The 16,064-nt window shown below is 57.1% G+C and carries 17 protein-coding genes and 1 tRNA gene; 13 read left to right on the forward strand and 5 right to left on the reverse strand.

Annotated elements, in window-relative coordinates; all coding sequences use genetic code 11:
• Positions 1 to 21 precede the first annotated feature (21 nt).
• Entirely contained in the window at positions 22 to 741 is a 720-nt protein-coding gene (locus tag ABLO27_RS10205; protein WP_353032581.1) for a helix-turn-helix transcriptional regulator, read from the forward strand.
• Positions 742 to 962: 221 nt separating this feature from the next.
• Here the strand turns inward: ABLO27_RS10205 and ABLO27_RS10210 are convergent.
• The 4 genes from ABLO27_RS10210 to ABLO27_RS10225 form a co-directional block, all read right to left on the reverse strand.
• Positions 963 to 1,039, reverse strand: a tRNA-Arg gene (locus ABLO27_RS10210).
• A 233-nt stretch (positions 1,040 to 1,272) separates the two neighbouring features.
• The gene (locus ABLO27_RS10215; protein WP_353032583.1) at positions 1,273 to 2,742 is read right to left on the reverse strand and encodes a sensor histidine kinase; all 1,470 of its coding nucleotides are present in this window, start codon (positions 2,740 to 2,742) and stop codon (positions 1,273 to 1,275) included.
• Between the two features lie 49 nt (positions 2,743 to 2,791).
• Complete coding sequence (locus ABLO27_RS10220) at positions 2,792 to 4,222, reverse strand: dihydrolipoyl dehydrogenase family protein (protein ID WP_353032585.1); 1,431 nt, start codon at positions 4,220 to 4,222, stop codon at positions 2,792 to 2,794.
• Between the two features lie 57 nt (positions 4,223 to 4,279).
• Positions 4,280 to 5,119 (reverse strand): TVP38/TMEM64 family protein, encoded by an 840-nt coding sequence (locus ABLO27_RS10225; RefSeq protein WP_353032586.1) that lies wholly within the window; start codon positions 5,117 to 5,119, stop codon positions 4,280 to 4,282.
• A 322-nt stretch (positions 5,120 to 5,441) separates the two neighbouring features.
• On the opposite strand from ABLO27_RS10225, the gene rpmH reads away from it, so the two are divergent.
• The 8 genes from rpmH to ABLO27_RS10265 all read left to right on the forward strand — a co-directional run bounded on the left by rpmH (position 5,442) and on the right by ABLO27_RS10265 (position 12,128).
• The gene (gene rpmH, locus ABLO27_RS10230; RefSeq protein WP_006934271.1) at positions 5,442 to 5,576 is read left to right on the forward strand and encodes a 50S ribosomal protein L34; all 135 of its coding nucleotides are present in this window, start codon (positions 5,442 to 5,444) and stop codon (positions 5,574 to 5,576) included.
• Positions 5,577 to 5,635: 59 nt separating this feature from the next.
• Entirely contained in the window at positions 5,636 to 6,037 is a 402-nt protein-coding gene (rnpA, locus tag ABLO27_RS10235) for a ribonuclease P protein component (protein WP_353032588.1), read from the forward strand.
• Positions 6,038 to 6,046: 9 nt separating this feature from the next.
• Positions 6,047 to 7,876 carry a membrane protein insertase YidC gene (yidC, locus tag ABLO27_RS10240; RefSeq protein ID WP_417714782.1) on the forward strand — a complete coding sequence of 610 codons (1,830 nt, stop codon included), beginning with the start codon at positions 6,047 to 6,049 and terminating at the stop codon, positions 7,874 to 7,876.
• Positions 7,877 to 8,112: 236 nt separating this feature from the next.
• A complete protein-coding gene (locus ABLO27_RS10245) occupies positions 8,113 to 8,793 on the forward strand; it encodes a CatB-related O-acetyltransferase (RefSeq protein ID WP_353032592.1) in 681 nt (226 codons plus the stop codon).
• A 10-nt stretch (positions 8,794 to 8,803) separates the two neighbouring features.
• A complete protein-coding gene (yihA, locus tag ABLO27_RS10250) occupies positions 8,804 to 9,451 on the forward strand; it encodes a ribosome biogenesis GTP-binding protein YihA/YsxC (RefSeq protein WP_353032594.1) in 648 nt (215 codons plus the stop codon).
• Between the two features lie 96 nt (positions 9,452 to 9,547).
• The gene (gene argB / locus ABLO27_RS10255; protein WP_353032596.1) at positions 9,548 to 10,435 is read left to right on the forward strand and encodes an acetylglutamate kinase; all 888 of its coding nucleotides are present in this window, start codon (positions 9,548 to 9,550) and stop codon (positions 10,433 to 10,435) included.
• On the forward strand, positions 10,432 to 11,175 hold the full coding sequence (locus ABLO27_RS10260; RefSeq protein ID WP_353032598.1) for a pyrimidine 5'-nucleotidase: 744 nt from the start codon (positions 10,432 to 10,434) through the stop codon (positions 11,173 to 11,175). The genes argB and ABLO27_RS10260 overlap by 4 nt, the downstream gene beginning before the upstream one ends.
• A gap of 74 nt (positions 11,176 to 11,249) precedes the next feature.
• Positions 11,250 to 12,128, forward strand: a complete 879-nt coding sequence (locus ABLO27_RS10265; RefSeq protein WP_353032600.1) for a LysR substrate-binding domain-containing protein — start codon at positions 11,250 to 11,252, stop codon at positions 12,126 to 12,128.
• Positions 12,129 to 12,221: 93 nt separating this feature from the next.
• Here ABLO27_RS10265 and ABLO27_RS10270 read toward each other — a convergent pair whose 3' ends face one another.
• Complete coding sequence (locus ABLO27_RS10270; protein ID WP_353032602.1) at positions 12,222 to 12,623, reverse strand: nuclear transport factor 2 family protein; 402 nt, start codon at positions 12,621 to 12,623, stop codon at positions 12,222 to 12,224.
• Between the two features lie 211 nt (positions 12,624 to 12,834).
• Here ABLO27_RS10270 and ABLO27_RS10275 point away from each other — a divergent pair, with 211 nt between their 5' ends.
• The 4 genes from ABLO27_RS10275 (at position 12,835) to ABLO27_RS10290 (ending at position 16,054) form a co-directional block, all read left to right on the forward strand.
• Positions 12,835 to 13,137 (forward strand): ArsR/SmtB family transcription factor, encoded by a 303-nt coding sequence (locus ABLO27_RS10275; protein ID WP_353032604.1) that lies wholly within the window; start codon positions 12,835 to 12,837, stop codon positions 13,135 to 13,137.
• A gap of 127 nt (positions 13,138 to 13,264) precedes the next feature.
• Positions 13,265 to 14,491, forward strand: a complete 1,227-nt coding sequence (locus ABLO27_RS10280; protein ID WP_353032606.1) for an NADH:flavin oxidoreductase/NADH oxidase family protein — start codon at positions 13,265 to 13,267, stop codon at positions 14,489 to 14,491.
• Between the two features lie 130 nt (positions 14,492 to 14,621).
• Positions 14,622 to 15,011 (forward strand): DUF1348 family protein, encoded by a 390-nt coding sequence (locus ABLO27_RS10285; protein WP_353032608.1) that lies wholly within the window; start codon positions 14,622 to 14,624, stop codon positions 15,009 to 15,011.
• Positions 15,012 to 15,145: 134 nt separating this feature from the next.
• Positions 15,146 to 16,054 carry a PhzF family isomerase gene (locus tag ABLO27_RS10290; protein WP_353032610.1) on the forward strand — a complete coding sequence of 303 codons (909 nt, stop codon included), beginning with the start codon at positions 15,146 to 15,148 and terminating at the stop codon, positions 16,052 to 16,054.
• The last annotated feature ends 10 nt before the right edge of the window (positions 16,055 to 16,064 follow it).

Genomic DNA, 16,064 nt, shown 5'->3' on the forward strand with positions numbered 1-16,064 from the left:
ATTGGATGGTAACCAGCTGAAATGAATGTTCGCTCCCGACAAGACGCCATCGTGCGCAGCCTTCGCCGCGGTGGCACTTCGACGATCGACGCCCTGGCAGAGGAGGTCGGCGCCTCCCGGCGCACCGTGCTGCGAGACATAAGCGCGCTTCGTGATCAGGGGTTTGTCATTCATTCTGAAACGGGACGCGGAGGCGGCCTGCAACTTGATCCGCACTCCGTTCAGACCACAGCACGGCTCTCCGTCGCCGAGGTCTTTGCCCTTCTCATCAGCGTTTCATCGATGCGCGCAGCCGGTCTCCTGCCCTTTGCAGACCTCGCCGACGCCGGTCTTGCCAAAATCGAAAAGGCCCTGCCATCAGACAAGATACGCGATCTGCGCCGGTTTCTGGATTGCCTCTATGTCGGAGAGCTCTCCCCGCAGGTAGACATTTCCGACATGGGAACGATGGACCCGGCCTTGCTCCCCGCATTCGAAGCAGCCTTTCTCAAACAGCAGCATTTGCGATTTCAGTACCGGGATGCCAAGGGAGCTGAATCGAGCCGAAATGTCGAACCGCAAGCGATGCTGATCCTGCCGCCGTTATGGTATTTGGTGGCCTGGGACCCTGCGCGCAAAGACTTCCGGCATTTTCGAATGGACCGGATCAGCAAGCCGGAATGGGTCGACGGGACAACTTTTCGACGACGACACGCACCCTTCACGGATAACGTCCGCCCTGTTCGACAGTCGCCCCGCTGACCTTCGCCATATGGCACTGTTCGGCGCCGTGGCTCGTGGAAAACTTCTATTGGAGTGTGCATCGAGAACCCTCAGGCTCCACAAATCCAACACCAGCAATGGAAGGGAAAACTGCAGTCTGTGTTCGCTTGGAGACCAACCCCGTGAGCAATACAGCCAAATTGGATCAAACCAAAACTATGAAGGTGACGGCCTTCGGAAATTTTACTTTTTTGGGAGAATGGCGCACCGGGGAGGATTCGAACCCCCGACCCCCAGATTCGTAGTCTGGTGCTCTATCCAGCTGAGCTACCGGTGCGTATAGAGGCGAAGATCTGTCTTCTGGCTCAGGAGCCGTTGAGGACTTATCTTGCTTGCTGCGGGGCGGTGTTGTGTGCCCCGGACAGGGCGCTTACCTACTGCGGTCCGACGGGGATTGCAAGGGACTTTTTGAACTTTTTTTCATGGAACTGACACACTGTTCAAAAACCCGCAGAAAACCGAAGACCTTGGTTGTTGGTGACATCCACCCTGTGCAAAACTTTCATCTCATCAGGGGCGATCAGGCACTTCCAGATGGAAGCATGTCCCGGGTTTGCTCTCGTCCAGTTCGATCTTGCCCCCATGCGCCTTCAACAGCTCGGCAACAATCGCAAGCCCGAGGCCGATGCCGCCATTCTTGGAGCCGCTGTGGAACGCCTTGAACATGGCCTGCTTGATGTTTTCAGGTATGCCAGGTCCGGTATCCGAAACGGTGACATGCACACAGTTCTCCTCGCGCCGGGCTTCCAGCGTGATCCGCCTGACCAGCGTCTCGTCCTTTTCCGCTTCCAGTGCCTGCAGCGCATTGCGCACAAGGTTCAGGAACACGCGGAAGATCTGTTCGGGATCCGCGTCGATCTCGATCTCTTCGGAAACCTTGTTGTCGAACCTTACGGCTCCATGGTCCGCCAGGCCCAGGACGTCCGCAACGTCTTCACCGACCCTGTGAAGGCACAGCAAACGCCGCTGAGGCGCTTTTTCCTGAGCCTTGCCGTATGACATCACCGCCTGGGTGTAACCGACTGCCCGGTCAAGGGTTGCCAGGATCTTGGGAGCGATACGGCTGACAGTCGGGTCAGGCACATGCTCCAAGCGTTCCAGAAACAGCTGTGCAGACGCCAAGAGGTTGCGCAGGTCGTGGTTGATCTTGGAGACAGCGAGACCGAGATCGGCAAGCCTCTGCTTCTGGTGCAGCGCCCGGGACAGCGCCTCCTCCATGGCCGCAAGCCGGATTTCCGCGTCACCCAGTTCGTCGCGCCGGCCGGAGATGCTCATGATCCTGGAAGCATCCTCCGGATTTTCCGCAAAGCGTTCCATCGACTTGGTCAGACTGCGCAGGGGGCGAATGAACACGGCGCGCAGCGTGAGGTAGACGAGACTGGCGGTGATCACTGAAATGACGAGCGACAGGCCCAGAATGCGTGCCGAAAAGGCCAGCATGTCCTGCTGCAGCAGGCTGACGGGCAAAACCACGTCCACCCTTTCCGTGTGTCCCATCTGCCCGACGCCGACAATCCGCAGGACACCGTCACCACGATAGGTAAGCACCTGGAAGCTGCTGACGATCGACGACCAGGGCGTCACGTCCGCCATATCAATGACGAAGTCCACTTCTCCGGGCACATTGCTCATTGCAATCAGGCTGCGCCTTGATCCCTGGTCCAGCGAAATCGCGACAGCACCCGTTGTCTTGAGCAGCTCCTCCTGAAGCCGCGGGGCAATGGTGCTGGTTTCTGCCAGCACCGAAGCTGCAACGCCTGCTGTCGTCAGGCGATCCATCAGCCAGGTGTTCCGGTAGTTGGCAATGGATGGCACATAAATGAGGATTTCGGCCAGCATCACGAACACGACGGTGAGCAGAAGCAGCTTGGCCGACAGGCCGCCGTATCTGTAACGGCCATAGCTGTCCCTGGCCACGGACTGGCCGTCTTCATCTTTCGAAGGGACAACGGCTCCTTGCGGAGCGCCCTCATGCTTCATTTCACTGCGTCCAAAATTCAAGAGGCCACATGGCTAACGCGGCAATCACTTATCCAAACTTACGCAATATACCGATAATGCCACGCAACCAACCTTTCTTCGGCATATCCGCATAGTAGGAAATTGCAGCTCTGCGCACCAGCTCTCCCAAAGTGGGGTATGGCGCGATGAAACCTGCAAGGTCTTTCATCTTCATCTTTTTCGACAATGCCAGCGAAAGAATGTTCAGGATTTCACCGGCCTGAATCCCGACAATGTCGGCGCCAAGCAGGCGTCCGCCCGGACCGGCAATCAACTTCAATCTGCCGGAAGTTTCGCCTTCTGCCTGCGCCCGGTCATTGCCTGAATAGGCAGCGGTCAAAACCTTGACCTTGTCGCCGTATGCGCTCCTGGCTTCCGATTCGGTTATTCCGATATGGCCGAGCTCCGGAGAGGTATAAGTCACCCACGGAACAAAATGCTCATTCATCGAAACCGGCATCCGGAACAGAATCGAGCGGATCACCAATCCGGCCTGATATCCGGCCACATGCGTAAACTGCAGTCCGCCCGCCACATCGCCTATGGCAAAGATCTTCCGGTTCGATGTCCTGAGCCCCTTGTCGACCTTGATCCCCTTTCGGTCGAACTCGACGCCGGCGTCTTCCAGTCCGAGACCTTCCACATTCGGTGCCCGGCCTGTCGCGACCAGCAGATGGCTGGCTGCAACGTCAATTTTCCGGCCGTCCCCGGTTCTGGCGGAAACGATTATTCCCCCGTCCGTTTTCCGGACACCTTCAACCCCTGTTTGCTCCAGGATCTCGATCCCTTCGGCCCTGAGTGCGTCCAGGACAACGGAGGCAAGCTCCGGGTCGTCCTTGGCAAGCGCCTTCTGTGCTTCGAAAACGGTGACTTTCGCCCCGAGCCGGCGATGGGCCTGGGCCATTTCAAGTCCGATCGGCCCCGCCCCGATGATCGCGAGATGCTCAGGCACTTCACGCTGTTCGAACAGGCTCTCGTTGGTGAGATAGGGAACCTGATCCAGACCGGGAATCGGCGGCACGAACGCACTGGACCCCGTGGCCACCACAAAACGGCGCGCCTGAACTTCGGCATCTCCGGCGACCAGCCTGTCCGGTCCGGTGAATTTTGCGGTTTCACGCAGGACAGTTACGCCGAGGCCTTCGAAACGTTCCTGCGAATCATGCGGTTCAATCGCCGCGATGACGCTGCGCACATGATCGTTTGCCTTGGAAAAATCGATGCTCTGCCCCTGGGAGAAAACTCCGAATCCGGAACCTTTCGCTTCATTGGCAGCCGCCTTGCCCGCAGCAAGCAGCGACTTGGAAGGAACACAGCCGTAGTTGAGGCAATCTCCGCCCATCAACCCTTTCTCGATCAAGACAACATCCACACCGAATGCAGCTGCTGCCGCTGCCACGGAAAGCCCTCCGGAACCGGCACCTATCACACAAATATCCGGGGTCAGCAGCTTTGCCATGCAGGGCTCCTTTAAGCGTGTCTGTTTGATACTAGAGGTTTTCTTGTTCCGGTCGGATCAGCGTGCGCGAACTTTTTTGAGAACGACAGGAATCAGGCTGGCTATGCCAAGGGCAAAAAACGCGACCAGCAGCTGGGGTGTTACCAGGGCTGCAACGTCCACCTGGCAAGTTCCGGCGGCAGCGCATCCCGGATTGGCAGCTTCCTGCGCTTCGATCACACTGTCCAGACCGGAGCCTATGAAGGCAAAGGCAAAGGTTCCAGGAACAATGCCGACAAACGTCGCCAGGGCGTAGGACGACAGGGGCATTTGAAAGATCGCGGGCGCAATGTTGACCAACCAGAACGGAAAGACCGGCGTCAGCCTCAGGAACAAAAGATAACTGAAGGCTTCGTTCCTAAACCCCTTTGCGAGGCGTGAGAGAAACGGTCCGGCTCTTTTGGTGAGCACTTCACCGAATGAGGAACGGGCGACCAGAAAAACGGCACAGGCACCCAGTGTTGCTCCGAAGACGGTCGCGAATCCCCCAAGGATCCAACCGAACAGAAATCCGCCTGCAATCGTGAGCAAAGACGCGCCCGGGAAGGAAAGCGCAACAGAAACGGTGTAAACGACGAGGTAAGTGAGGACCGCAAGAACGATATTCTGATCGACAAACCCCGCAAGCTCCTGGCGGCGCATGATGAGGTTCGACAGTGTCAGTTGCTTGTGGACGCCCTGCGAGAAAGCCAGAATCATGAGCGCGACCAGAACGATGAGCGGAAGCCATTTCCTGATTCTGCCGGAACCAGACTCTCTTGCAGGCGTTTCGCTTGCAGGTGATTCAATAGCCGGATCCGTTTCCTTTGGCGCAGTCATGGTGTCGGCCTCTTCCCCCCGCATTTCCGATCCCGTCATTCTCAAAAATTCCGGTTGCCCCGGTCTTGTCATACTGTTCTTTTAGCCAGATGTACCTTAATCCCGGTAAAAAGAACCGTGCTTCACTGATAAGTGACGCCTCGGTCTCGCCCGTTCACCTGTGCGTGATCCGTGTGCAAACAGAGAATCTTGGCTCACAACGTTGACTTGAAGCGGCATGACGCTTATAAGCGCGCTCGACCGGGACATGCATTCGGACCCAAGGCTGATATGAGCCGCGCTCTTCCAGCGCTTCGAGTGCTTCCTCCAAAGAATTTAAAAATGAACAAGGGCCGCGCATTAAATCGCGCGGGGAAGAACAATGAAGCGTACGTATCAACCGAGCCGTCTTGTCCGCAAGCGCCGCCACGGCTTCCGCGCACGTATGGCCACCAAAAATGGCCGTCAGGTGCTTGCTCGTCGCCGCGCGAAGGGCCGCAAGAGCCTCAGCGCCTAATCGGCGACCAGCCCGCAGTGCGCCGGGTTGGCGGCGTCTGCCAACACCAATCCGCCGCCATGGACACTCTTAAAAAGCGCTCCGAATTCCTGGCGGTCGCCAAAGGCGGCCGATTGGGTCGGCGCGCTTTTGTCGTTCAGGGATTGGCGCGCGAGTCGGACGATGCACCGCGCGTGGGCTATACAGTCACCAAAAAAACCGGAAACTCGGTCATGCGCAGCCGCATCAAGCGGCGGCTTCGCGCAGCTGTGGCCGAACTGAGCACCGCCGATATTCCGAAAAAAGCGGATTTTGTGCTTGTCGCACGCGACAGCGCGCTCACACTTCCCTTTCAAAAACTTGTTGCAGACCTTAAGTCTGGCCTGACGCAAGTGTTGGATCCGGATACACCGCGCGGCCGTGGCAAGCCACGCCGGGGTAACCGGCAAACTCAGATGACATCGCGCAGGAAACAGGGGTAATTCCAGTTGATTTCTGAAAACCGAAACACGATTCTGGCAATCGTTCTGTCCCTGGTGGTTCTGCTTGGCTGGCAGTACTTCGTGGCGGGCCCGCAACTGGAGCGCCAACAGGCCGCTCTTGAAGCCCAACAGGAAGCAAACGCAGCGCTTCAGGCCACGACCGGCGGTGCCAATCCGGACGCTCCACAGCCGACGGCAACGCCCGGCACTGACGCGACCGCGCCGGCTCAGACGGCCGGTGGCCAGGTTACCTTCGCCAGCCGCGAACAAGCTCTTGGCGCTTCAGACCGCGTCATCATCGATACGCCGCGCCTTGAAGGCTCGATCAACCTGCAAGGCGCCCGCCTCGATGACCTGCGTTTGAAGGACTACCATGAGACGGTCGACAAGAGCAGCCCGACCATCGTGCTGTTCTCGCCGAAGGGCAGTCCGAACCCCTACTACTCCGATTACGGCTGGGTTGCCGATCCGGGCGCAAATATCGCTCTCCCGGGTCCCGACACGCTCTGGTCCGTGGAAGGCGATGCCAACCTTTCGCCGACCACGCCCCTGACCCTGACCTGGGACAATGGTGGTGGCCTGACATTCAAACGGACCTATTCGGTTGACGAGAACTACATGTTCACGGTCGCCCAGTCCGTCGAAAACGCTTCTTCCGATGCCGTGACGCTTTACCCTTACGGCCTGATTGCACGCCAGGGCACGCCTGAAACGACCGGCTTCTTCATCCTCCATGAAGGTCTGCTCGGCGTCTTCGGCGAGGAAGGCCTAAAAGAAGTCGACTATTCCGATCTGGAAGAAGAAGGCACGATCCGCCCCGCCAAGGTGGACCAGGGCTGGCTTGGCATCACCGACAAATACTGGGCTTCGACGCTGATCCCGGTTCCCGGCCAGGAATTCCAGCCGAGCTTCAGCCATTCCACCGCGACCGGCAATTTCCAGACAGACTTTCTGGGCAACGGCGTAACTGTCGCGGCCGGACAGACCGGTGAAACCAGCTCCTACCTGTTTGCGGGTGCCAAGGAAACCAACCTGATCGACTCCTATGAGGAAACTCTGGGCATCAAGCAGTTCGAACTGATGATCGACTGGGGCTGGTTCTACTTCCTCACCAAGCCGATGTTCTTCGTGATCGACTGGTTCTTCCACCTGATCGGAAACTTCGGTGTCGCGATCCTGGCAGTTACGGTTCTGGTCAAGCTGATCTTCTTCCCGCTTGCCAACAAGTCCTATGTCTCCATGAGCAAGATGAAGCTTGTGCAGCCGCAGATGACGGAAATCCGCGAGAAATACGCCGATGACCGACAGAAGCAGCAGCAAGCGCTGATGGAGCTTTACAAGAAAGAAAAGATCAATCCGCTGGCCGGCTGTCTGCCGATCCTGATCCAGATTCCGGTGTTCTTCTCTCTCTACAAGGTGCTGTTCGTCACGATCGAAATGCGCCATGCGCCTTTCTTTGGCTGGATCCAGGATCTGTCCGCACCGGACCCGACCACGATCTTCAACCTCTTCGGCCTGATCCCATGGGATCCGCCGCAGATGCTGATGCTGGGCGTCTGGCCGCTGATCATGGGCATCACCATGTTCATCCAGATGAAGATGAACCCGGCTCCGCCCGATCCGACTCAGCAGATGATCTTCACCTGGATGCCTGTGGTCTTCACCTTCATGCTTGCATCCTTCCCGGCAGGTCTCGTGATCTACTGGGCCTGGAACAACACCCTGTCCGTGACACAGCAATATGTGATCATGCGCCGTCAGGGTGCCAAGGTGGAGCTCTGGGACAACCTGTCCGGCATGTTCAAACGAAAGAAGCCGGCAGCCAACGACAAAAGCTGACAAGTCTGAAAAGACCTGATACACACGAAGGCCTCGCCAATCGGCGGGGCCTTTTCTTTTTGACCTTTCTCGTGTGCTCGCCGCCGAAAAAGCCAAACCACGATCTGAAGGAGTGTTCGGACCTATGACCCACTAAGGCAAGACCTATCCCGCAAGGCGAAGTCGCTCACCGGCAGGTCGACCGCGTTGAGGAACGCGCTTTTCTTCCCTTGTTTCTTGCTTTTACCGGAGGTCCCATGCACGGTCCGTCTCCCGATACACTTCATCCCTTCCACGGCGAACCGCACACGGTTTTCCTGAAAAACGTCATTAGCCGTCCGACCATCGAAGTCGGCGACTTCACCTACTATAACGACGAAAATCATGCTGCCGATTTCGAGAACCGGAATGTCCGATACCACTTCGACTTCGTGGGCGACCGGCTCAAGATAGGAAAGTTCTGCGCCCTGGCGACGGGAACAACCTTCATCATGAATGGCGCCAATCACGCCATGACGGGATTCTCTACCTACCCTTTCAACATCTTTGCTGAAGAGTGGCGGGAAGGTTTTGACCCGGGCACGATCTTCAATCACTTGCGCGGCGACACGATCGTTGAGCACGATGTCTGGTTCGGCACCAATGCCACGGTCATGCCCGGAGTAACGATCTGTTCCGGCGCGATCATCGGTGCGAACACGGTTGTTGCTTCCGACGTGCCTCCATATGCGATTGTTGTCGGCAACCCCGGACAGGTTGTCCGGTTGCGGTTTGACGAACAGACCATCGACCGTCTGCTTGACATTGCCTGGTGGCACTGGCCGGTCGATATGATCACGCGAAACCTGAGCGCGATCAGGGGTGCGGATTTCGATGCGCTCGAACTGGCCGCCGCAGAACTCGAGACGAGGCTCGACGGCACGGCAAAGGCAGGCTAGAAGGCACTTCATGAGCGAAGAACAGACATATCAAGACGAAGACCTGGAGGCCGGGCGGCTCATGTTCGCCCGCCAATGGGACTTTCTCACCAGCGTAACCGACATGGCCAACCTGCCCGAAGCGGCCGGAACCGAGATTGCCTTTGCGGGGCGTTCGAATGTCGGCAAGTCCAGCCTGATCAACGCCCTGACCGGACGCAAGGGACTGGCGCGGACGTCATCGACACCCGGCCGGACCCAGATGCTGAACTTCTTTGTTGCACCGGACACGCCGCTGACGATCGTCGACATGCCGGGCTACGGATACGCACAGGCCCCGAAGGAACTTGTTGAAGCGTGGACGGAGCTTGTCTTCTCCTATCTTCGTGGCCGCCCAAATCTGCGCCGGGTCATTCTGCTGATCGACAGCCGGCACGGCATCAAGAAGAATGATCTTGAGGCCATGGAGCTGCTCGACAAGGCCGCGGTTGTTTATCAGGTCGTTCTGACGAAGTCCGACAAGATCAAGCCGCCTCAGCTTGAGCGTCTCATCAAGGATACACAGGCCCTGCTGGCAAAGCGTGTGGCAGCCCATCCGGTGATCATCGCTACATCTTCGGAAAAGAACCGGGGAATCGATGACCTTCGGGCCGAGCTGTGCCTGCTCGCGCATCAGTAATCCGTGACCAGCGACTGATTGTGAAGCCCCGCCAAAGACGCTATAGCAGTGATCTTTCGCCAATTGCCCTTTTGACCTGTTGAGTAAACCGCCTCGATGACCACGCCCGATACTTCCAGCCGCGCCCATATTATCGCTCAAGCCCTGCCTTACATGCAGCGCTACGACGACAAGACCGTCGTTGTGAAATATGGCGGCCATGCAATGGGCGATCCGGAACTGGGCCAGGCTTTCGCCCGGGACATCACGCTCTTGCGTCAATCCGGCGTCAATCCGGTGGTTGTCCATGGCGGCGGTCCGCAGATCGGCAAAATGCTGCAGCGGCTGAACATCGTCAGCGAGTTCAAGGGCGGTTTGCGGGTTACCGACAAAGCAACGGTCGAGGTGGTTGAAATGGTGCTGGCCGGCGCGATCAACAAAGAGATCGTGCAAATGATCAATGCAGAAGGTGGCCGGGCTGTCGGATTGTGCGGCAAGGACGGCAACCTCGTCACGGCGCGCAAGCTGAAACGCACCGTTGTCGACCCGGACAGCAACATTGAAAGCGTTATCGATCTGGGCTTCGTGGGCGAACCGGCAACCGTCGATCCGACCGTTCTCAGGCTGGTGCTGAAAGAAGCCATCATTCCTGTGGTCGCCCCTGTCGCCCATGGCGAAGACGGTGAGACCTACAACATCAACGCTGACACCGCAGCAGGCGCCATTGCAGGCTCCCTGAACGCAAAACGCCTGCTGTTCCTCACCGATGTCCCAGGCGTTCTGGACAAGGACGGAAACCTCATCAAACAGCTGACCGTTGCAAAGGCACGCGAGCTGATCGCCGACGGAACGATTTCGGGTGGAATGATCCCCAAGGTGGAGACCTGCATCGAAGCACTGGATCGCGGGGTAGAAGGGGTTGTCATCCTGAACGGCAAGGTTTCGCATGCTGTTCTGCTGGAGCTCTTCACCGATGGTGGCGCGGGGACTTTGATCCGCCCGTGACCGGAAAACGCCCCCTGCCCCTTGAGGGCCCGCACATACATCGCCAGGATCTGAGAGTTTTCAAGGGTGTCGAAGCATGGGTCTTCGATCTCGACAACACGCTCTATCCCCATGAGGCTGATCTCTTTTCGCAAATCGACGAGCAGATCGCACTTTACGTACAAAAGATTCTGGATCTGAATCGCGCCGATGCGATGGCGCATCAAAAGACGCTTTATCACGAATACGGCACGACCCTGCGCGGCTTGATGACCACGCACAATATCGATCCGGACGACTATCTCGCCTTCGTGCATGACATCGACTATTCCGGCCTGGCGCCCAATCCGGAACTCGGGGCGGCGATAGAGGCGTTGCCGGGCAGAAAGTTCATCTTCACCAATGGCGACCGGCCACACGCGGAACGCACGGCAGCCGCGCTGGGGATCTCGGAGCACTTTGAAGACATTTTCGATATTGTTTCGGCCGACCTGGTTCCCAAACCCAATCGTGAGACCTACGACAAGTTTCTGCACCGGACCGGCATTTCTCCGGCCCGCTCCGCCATGTTCGAGGATCTGCCGAAAAACCTGAAAGTTCCGCACCACCTCGGCATGCGCACAACTCTCATCATTCCCAAAGGCTCGCGTGACGTCTTTCAGGAGAGCTGGGATCTTGAGGCAGATCCCTACCCGCATGTGGACTTCGTGACGGAAGATCTCACAGGTTTTCTCAAGGCGGTCCTCGGCGTTATCGCTTGAAGCCGTTCGCAAAACTGGCGCTGAAAAGACAACTCCTCTAGATTGAGCAAAACTCAATAACGGAATTGTCTTCCATGGCGTCTCTTCGCGCTCTTCATGCCTTTTCGCTGCTGGCCCGACACGGGCGGGCAGCGCTCGCCGCCGAAAAGCTCGGGGTTTCTCCATCAGCCCTTTCCCACCTGATGCGCAAACTGGAAAGCGAGTTGGGTGCAACTCTTGTCAATCGCGACGGTCGAGGCCTGACGCTGACGGAGGAAGGGCAGCGGCTTGCACTCAGCCTTGGTGATGCGTTCGACCGGATCGAGGAAGCGGTCGACAGCTTCAAACGGCGCGGCCGCACCGAGCTGCGTATCAGCACGGTTTCGACCTTCGCAACGCGTTGGCTGATCCCCCGGTTGCCGGAGTTCCAGGCAAGCCAGCCGGATGTCGAACTCCTTCTGTCCGCATCAACGCGTATGGTCGATCTGGACCGCGAAAACTACGACTGTGCAATCCGGCTCGGCACCGGCAATTGGCCCAGCGTTGAAAGCCATCTGCTTTGGAAAGAGCATCTTGCGGTCGCCCTGGCGCCGTCTCTCCTGAGTGACCAGGATCCTTCTGATCCTTCGGTGCTGACCGGACTGCGTCTCATTCACAGCGCCTCCAGGCGCAATGACTGGACATTGTGGCTGGACAAAGCCGGACTGGACCACCCCGACACAAGTTCCGGCATGGTTCTTCAAAGCCGCGATCTTGCCATCCAGGCCGCCATTGCCGGTATGGGTGCAATCGTGATCGATCGCCGGTTCATCACCCAGGAACTTGAGGCCGGGCATCTGATCTCTCCTGACCTGACGGTGATGGAGCTCGAAACCGGGTACTGGTTCGTTCGCTCCCCTGCCCGCACACTGACCCGCCCGGTGGCTGCCTTTCGCGACTGGCTGCAAACGACGGCGAAGGGGACAACTTCCTAGAAGGGCCGCGGCTCTCGTCAGGCGTCTCACGTGTCCGTTTCGTTTCTCCGGTCGATCCAGCCGGAATGACACGTCTGTGCAGACAAACGACTTCTAGTCATTCCAGAAACTGTCGCTATATGCAGGCAGGGCTTCAACCATATGCATGTGACAAATCCTGCCATCCTTCACTTCGACCAGATAGGCGGCGAAGTTGTGAAGCTTTCTGCCTTTTCGCTCTGCCTCTACTTCAATCATCAACAGGACCTGATCGTCTCGCACCGACAGGATTTGAGTGATTGCAACAAGTGGCCGGACGGTCTTGATGTCCATCTGGCGAACACTTGCCATGAAGGCATCGCCTCCATGCACAAGCTTGGAACCGCCATCGGCAGTGGTGATATGAAACAGCGCGTTGTCGGCAAGACACTCCGCCATCTTGTCATAGTCGTATTCAGCAAAGGCTCCGATGAAGCGCCTGACCACCGCTTCCGGGCTCACTTCTTGATGATCCATCTGTCCAACTCAATTCAAATATATCGCAATCAAAAGACGTCGCACGAGGCGACCCGGCACCTAGTGTAACAACCTAGATCAATCCATCGGATTGCAAACCTCTTGCTCTTCCCGGACTTCAGCCGCATAGCGCAGGTATCCCCACCCATCGTGAATTGCTTTCTCAAAAGCCGACTTGACATTATATCGAAATTTCGCGATATAGTGATTTATGGATATCGACAAAGCCATTTCAGCTCTCAACAATCCGGTTCGCCGCCAGATACTGATTTGGCTCAAGGATCGATCCAATTTTCCGCCCGCCCTGCCGGAGCACTCTGAGGTGAGCGGGGTCTGTGTCGCCTACATTCAGGAAAAGGCCGAGCTGTCGCAGTCAACGATCTCGACCTACATGAAACTGCTCAAGGACGCCGGGCTGGTGGAGGCAGAACGTCACGGACAATGGACGTTTTATCGACGCAATGAAAAAGCAATTCAGCAGTTCCTGAATTTGGTCGATCAAGAACTTTCTTAGCTTCGTCAGGAAGATGTCGTTCAAAGCCGATATCAAATGCAATTAGATATATCGAGAATTCGAGATATTGCGGAAAACAGCATCTTAGCGTGATTGAAGGACGGGCAAGTCCCATGGAGGATCAGACATGAGCAAAATCAACGAAAAACTCACCCTGCCAAACGGTATCGAGCTCAAGAACCGCATCGTGAAGTCGGCCATGTCCGAGGCGTTGGCAGACGAAAACAACAATCCCACACAGGCGCAGATCGATCTGTTTCAGCAGTGGAGTGAAGGCGGTGCCGCTTTGCTGATCACCGGCAACACACCGGTCGACCGGATGCATCTCGAACATGCCGGAAATTTTGTCCTCGACCCCAAGTCAGACTTGAAACAGGTTTCGGCTCTGGTTGCAGCAGGACAGAGCGGCGGCGCAAAAATGCTTGCTCAACTTGCCCATGCCGGCAGGCAAACACCGGAAGCCATCAATCCCCACCCCACGTCGATTTCCGAGGTCCGGTTGGCCCTTCCCGGATACGGACAACCTTTTCCCGCAACCGAATCCGAACTTTCCGAGGTCATCGCGAAATTCGTTCAGTCGGCTCGGCGCGCCGAGGAAGCCGGATTTGATGGTGTTCAAATCCACGCGGCGCATGGGTATCTCCTCAGTTCATCCCTTTCGCCGCGCATCAACACGCGTGAGGACCGCTGGGGCGGTTCTCTTGAAAATCGTGCACGGCTGGTCCTTGAGGTGGTCCGTGCGGTCCGCAACGCAGTTGATCCGGGCTTCATCCTGGCGGTTAAACTGAATTCCTCCGACTTTCAAAAAGGAGGGTTCACTCATACCGACTCGGTTCAGGTTGCCGTCATGCTTGAAGCCGAAGGTGTCGACTTCATCGAAATATCAGGCGGCAATTTCGAAGAACCTACGGCGTATCAACACACTTCCAAGAGTGCATCAAGTCAGGCCCGGGAGGCCTATTTTCTGGACTACGCCGCTGCCATCAAGGACGCACTGGACATTCCGTTGATGGTCACTGGCGGATTCCGGTCTGCTAGCGTGATGAGCGATGCGATCCAGAACGGAAAGATAGACTTGATCGGTATGGGCCGCCCGTTCATCGCAGACCCGAAATTCGCTGCCAAACTTCTCAGCGGCGTGATCAGCATGGCTCCTGCAATCGAACGCGATTTTCCACCTGCCGATTCCTTGCCGCGCGGCGCCGTTCTCAACTGGTTTTGCTCTCAACTTGCGCTGCTGGGAAAACAGGGGCGTCCGGACCTTTCCATGTCGATTGAAGAAGGACATGAAAATTATCTGGACCAAATCAGGTTTGCCACTGAAAGGCTGAATAAAGCCCGGCGTCCGGATTGAGATTCTGCCGGCACCAGGATTGCGCGACTGTGATACGGGATCAAATTGCTGAATTGGTTTGATCGCCTCAAATCATGTCCGTAGATTGCTAGTCGGTACTTCTGAACTTTCATGCGCTGAGGATTTCAAGATGGCTCCGGATCTGGAAACAGCCAGGAACATTGCACGGCAACATTGCGAAGCCTGGACGGCACGCCGCCCGGAAGCCGTGGCAGACCGGTACTCCGAAGTCACCAGCTTCGGCATGAATGGTGGAGATCCGATGACCACTCGACCTGAAATCGCCGAAATGGCTGCCGGCTTTATGGCTGACTTTCCGGACCTTGTTCTGACCTGCGACACCGTTCTCGCTGCCGATCACCACATGATCTATGCGTGGACATTCGAAGGCCACCACAAGGCAACCGGCAACCCGGTTCGGTTTTCCGGTTGGGAAGAGTGGGATCTGGATGACGACCTGAAGGTCGTCAAATCACTCGGCTGGTATGATGTGGCAGACTATGAACGCCAGATCGCCTGACAGGCATTGATTTGCCTCTCTTGAATAGGTAGCACACCTGCAAGGCGGCAATTCTTCCAACGGAACTGCCTCAGCCCGCGGCAGCCCTGCACCTGCCTTGCACCTCACCTGCCCACCCTGGATGTTTTCCCGAAATGACAAAAATCCACATCGTTGATGCATTTACGAAGGCAGCCGGCACAGGCAACCGCGCTGGCGTGGTGCTTGAGGCGGACGGCCTGAGTGCATCCGAGATGCAGGCTATTGCGGCGTTTGCCGGGTATTCTGAAACAGCTTTCGTTCTCCCACCTTCGAGCGATGATCACGACATTCACGTTCGATATTTCACACCAAGCGCGGAAGTACCTATTTGCGGTCACGCCACGATCGCCACGCATTTTCTTCGTGCCACGATGTGGGGCATGGATGCGTATCCGGTCCGTGCGAAAACAGGTGCAGGCATTCTTCCTGTTTCCATTGCAGGCCAAGGAAATGATCTGCTTGTCTCGATGACGCAAGGAGCCGTTGAGTTTGGGGCGGTATTCGACGAGGTCGAACGTCGCCAGCTCGCATCGGCCTTGAACATCTATCCATCAGAGTTTGTTGACGACCTGCCGATACAGATCGTTTCAACCGGTCACTCGAAAGTCGTTGTGCCGCTAAGGTCGCGACAGGTTCTGGACGCCTTGGAACCGAGCCCGGATAAACTCGCTGCGCTGAGCAAGGCAGTTGGCTGCAACGGATTTTTTCCGTTCGTGCTCGAAGGAACAAGGGAGCATCCGGAGACCTTTGGCCGGATGTTCGCTCCTGCAATAGGTATCCTTGAAGACCCCGTAACGGGAAATGCAAATGGACCTGCCGGCGCTTACCTGGTTCGCTACGGGTTGGTCAGCTTGTCTCAGGACAGCATCACATATGCGGGCCATCAGGGGCACAGCATGGGAAAAGCCGGCACCGTGCACGTAACTGTTGCCATCACTGATGCTGGACTGCGAACAAGCATAGCCGGGCATGCCGTCACAGCCGGAACGCGCGAGTACCTCCCCTCAGGTCAGGGCATCTGACAGAAGCCGG

The organism is Roseibium sp. SCP15, assembly GCF_040329435.1.
Classification (GTDB): Bacteria; Pseudomonadota; Alphaproteobacteria; order Rhizobiales; family Stappiaceae; genus Roseibium.

Coding starts and splice junctions, on each gene's coding strand:
- rpmH (WP_006934271.1), top strand. CDS start 5,442: ATGAAGCGTACGTATCAACCGAGCCGTCTTGTCCGCAAGCGCCGCCAC.
- ABLO27_RS10225 (WP_353032586.1), bottom strand. CDS start 5,119: ATGACGGGATCGGAAATGCGGGGGGAAGAGGCCGACACCATGACTGCG.
- ABLO27_RS10220 (WP_353032585.1), bottom strand. CDS start 4,222: ATGGCAAAGCTGCTGACCCCGGATATTTGTGTGATAGGTGCCGGTTCC.
- yihA (WP_353032594.1), top strand. CDS start 8,804: ATGAGCGAAGAACAGACATATCAAGACGAAGACCTGGAGGCCGGGCGG.
- ABLO27_RS10275 (WP_353032604.1), top strand. CDS start 12,835: ATGGATATCGACAAAGCCATTTCAGCTCTCAACAATCCGGTTCGCCGC.
- ABLO27_RS10265 (WP_353032600.1), top strand. CDS start 11,250: ATGGCGTCTCTTCGCGCTCTTCATGCCTTTTCGCTGCTGGCCCGACAC.
- argB (WP_353032596.1), top strand. CDS start 9,548: ATGACCACGCCCGATACTTCCAGCCGCGCCCATATTATCGCTCAAGCC.
- ABLO27_RS10290 (WP_353032610.1), top strand. CDS start 15,146: ATGACAAAAATCCACATCGTTGATGCATTTACGAAGGCAGCCGGCACA.
- ABLO27_RS10245 (WP_353032592.1), top strand. CDS start 8,113: ATGCACGGTCCGTCTCCCGATACACTTCATCCCTTCCACGGCGAACCG.
- ABLO27_RS10205 (WP_353032581.1), top strand. CDS start 22: ATGAATGTTCGCTCCCGACAAGACGCCATCGTGCGCAGCCTTCGCCGC.
- ABLO27_RS10285 (WP_353032608.1), top strand. CDS start 14,622: ATGGCTCCGGATCTGGAAACAGCCAGGAACATTGCACGGCAACATTGC.
- rnpA (WP_353032588.1), top strand. CDS start 5,636: ATGGACACTCTTAAAAAGCGCTCCGAATTCCTGGCGGTCGCCAAAGGC.
- ABLO27_RS10280 (WP_353032606.1), top strand. CDS start 13,265: ATGAGCAAAATCAACGAAAAACTCACCCTGCCAAACGGTATCGAGCTC.
- ABLO27_RS10270 (WP_353032602.1), bottom strand. CDS start 12,623: ATGGATCATCAAGAAGTGAGCCCGGAAGCGGTGGTCAGGCGCTTCATC.
- ABLO27_RS10215 (WP_353032583.1), bottom strand. CDS start 2,742: ATGAAGCATGAGGGCGCTCCGCAAGGAGCCGTTGTCCCTTCGAAAGAT.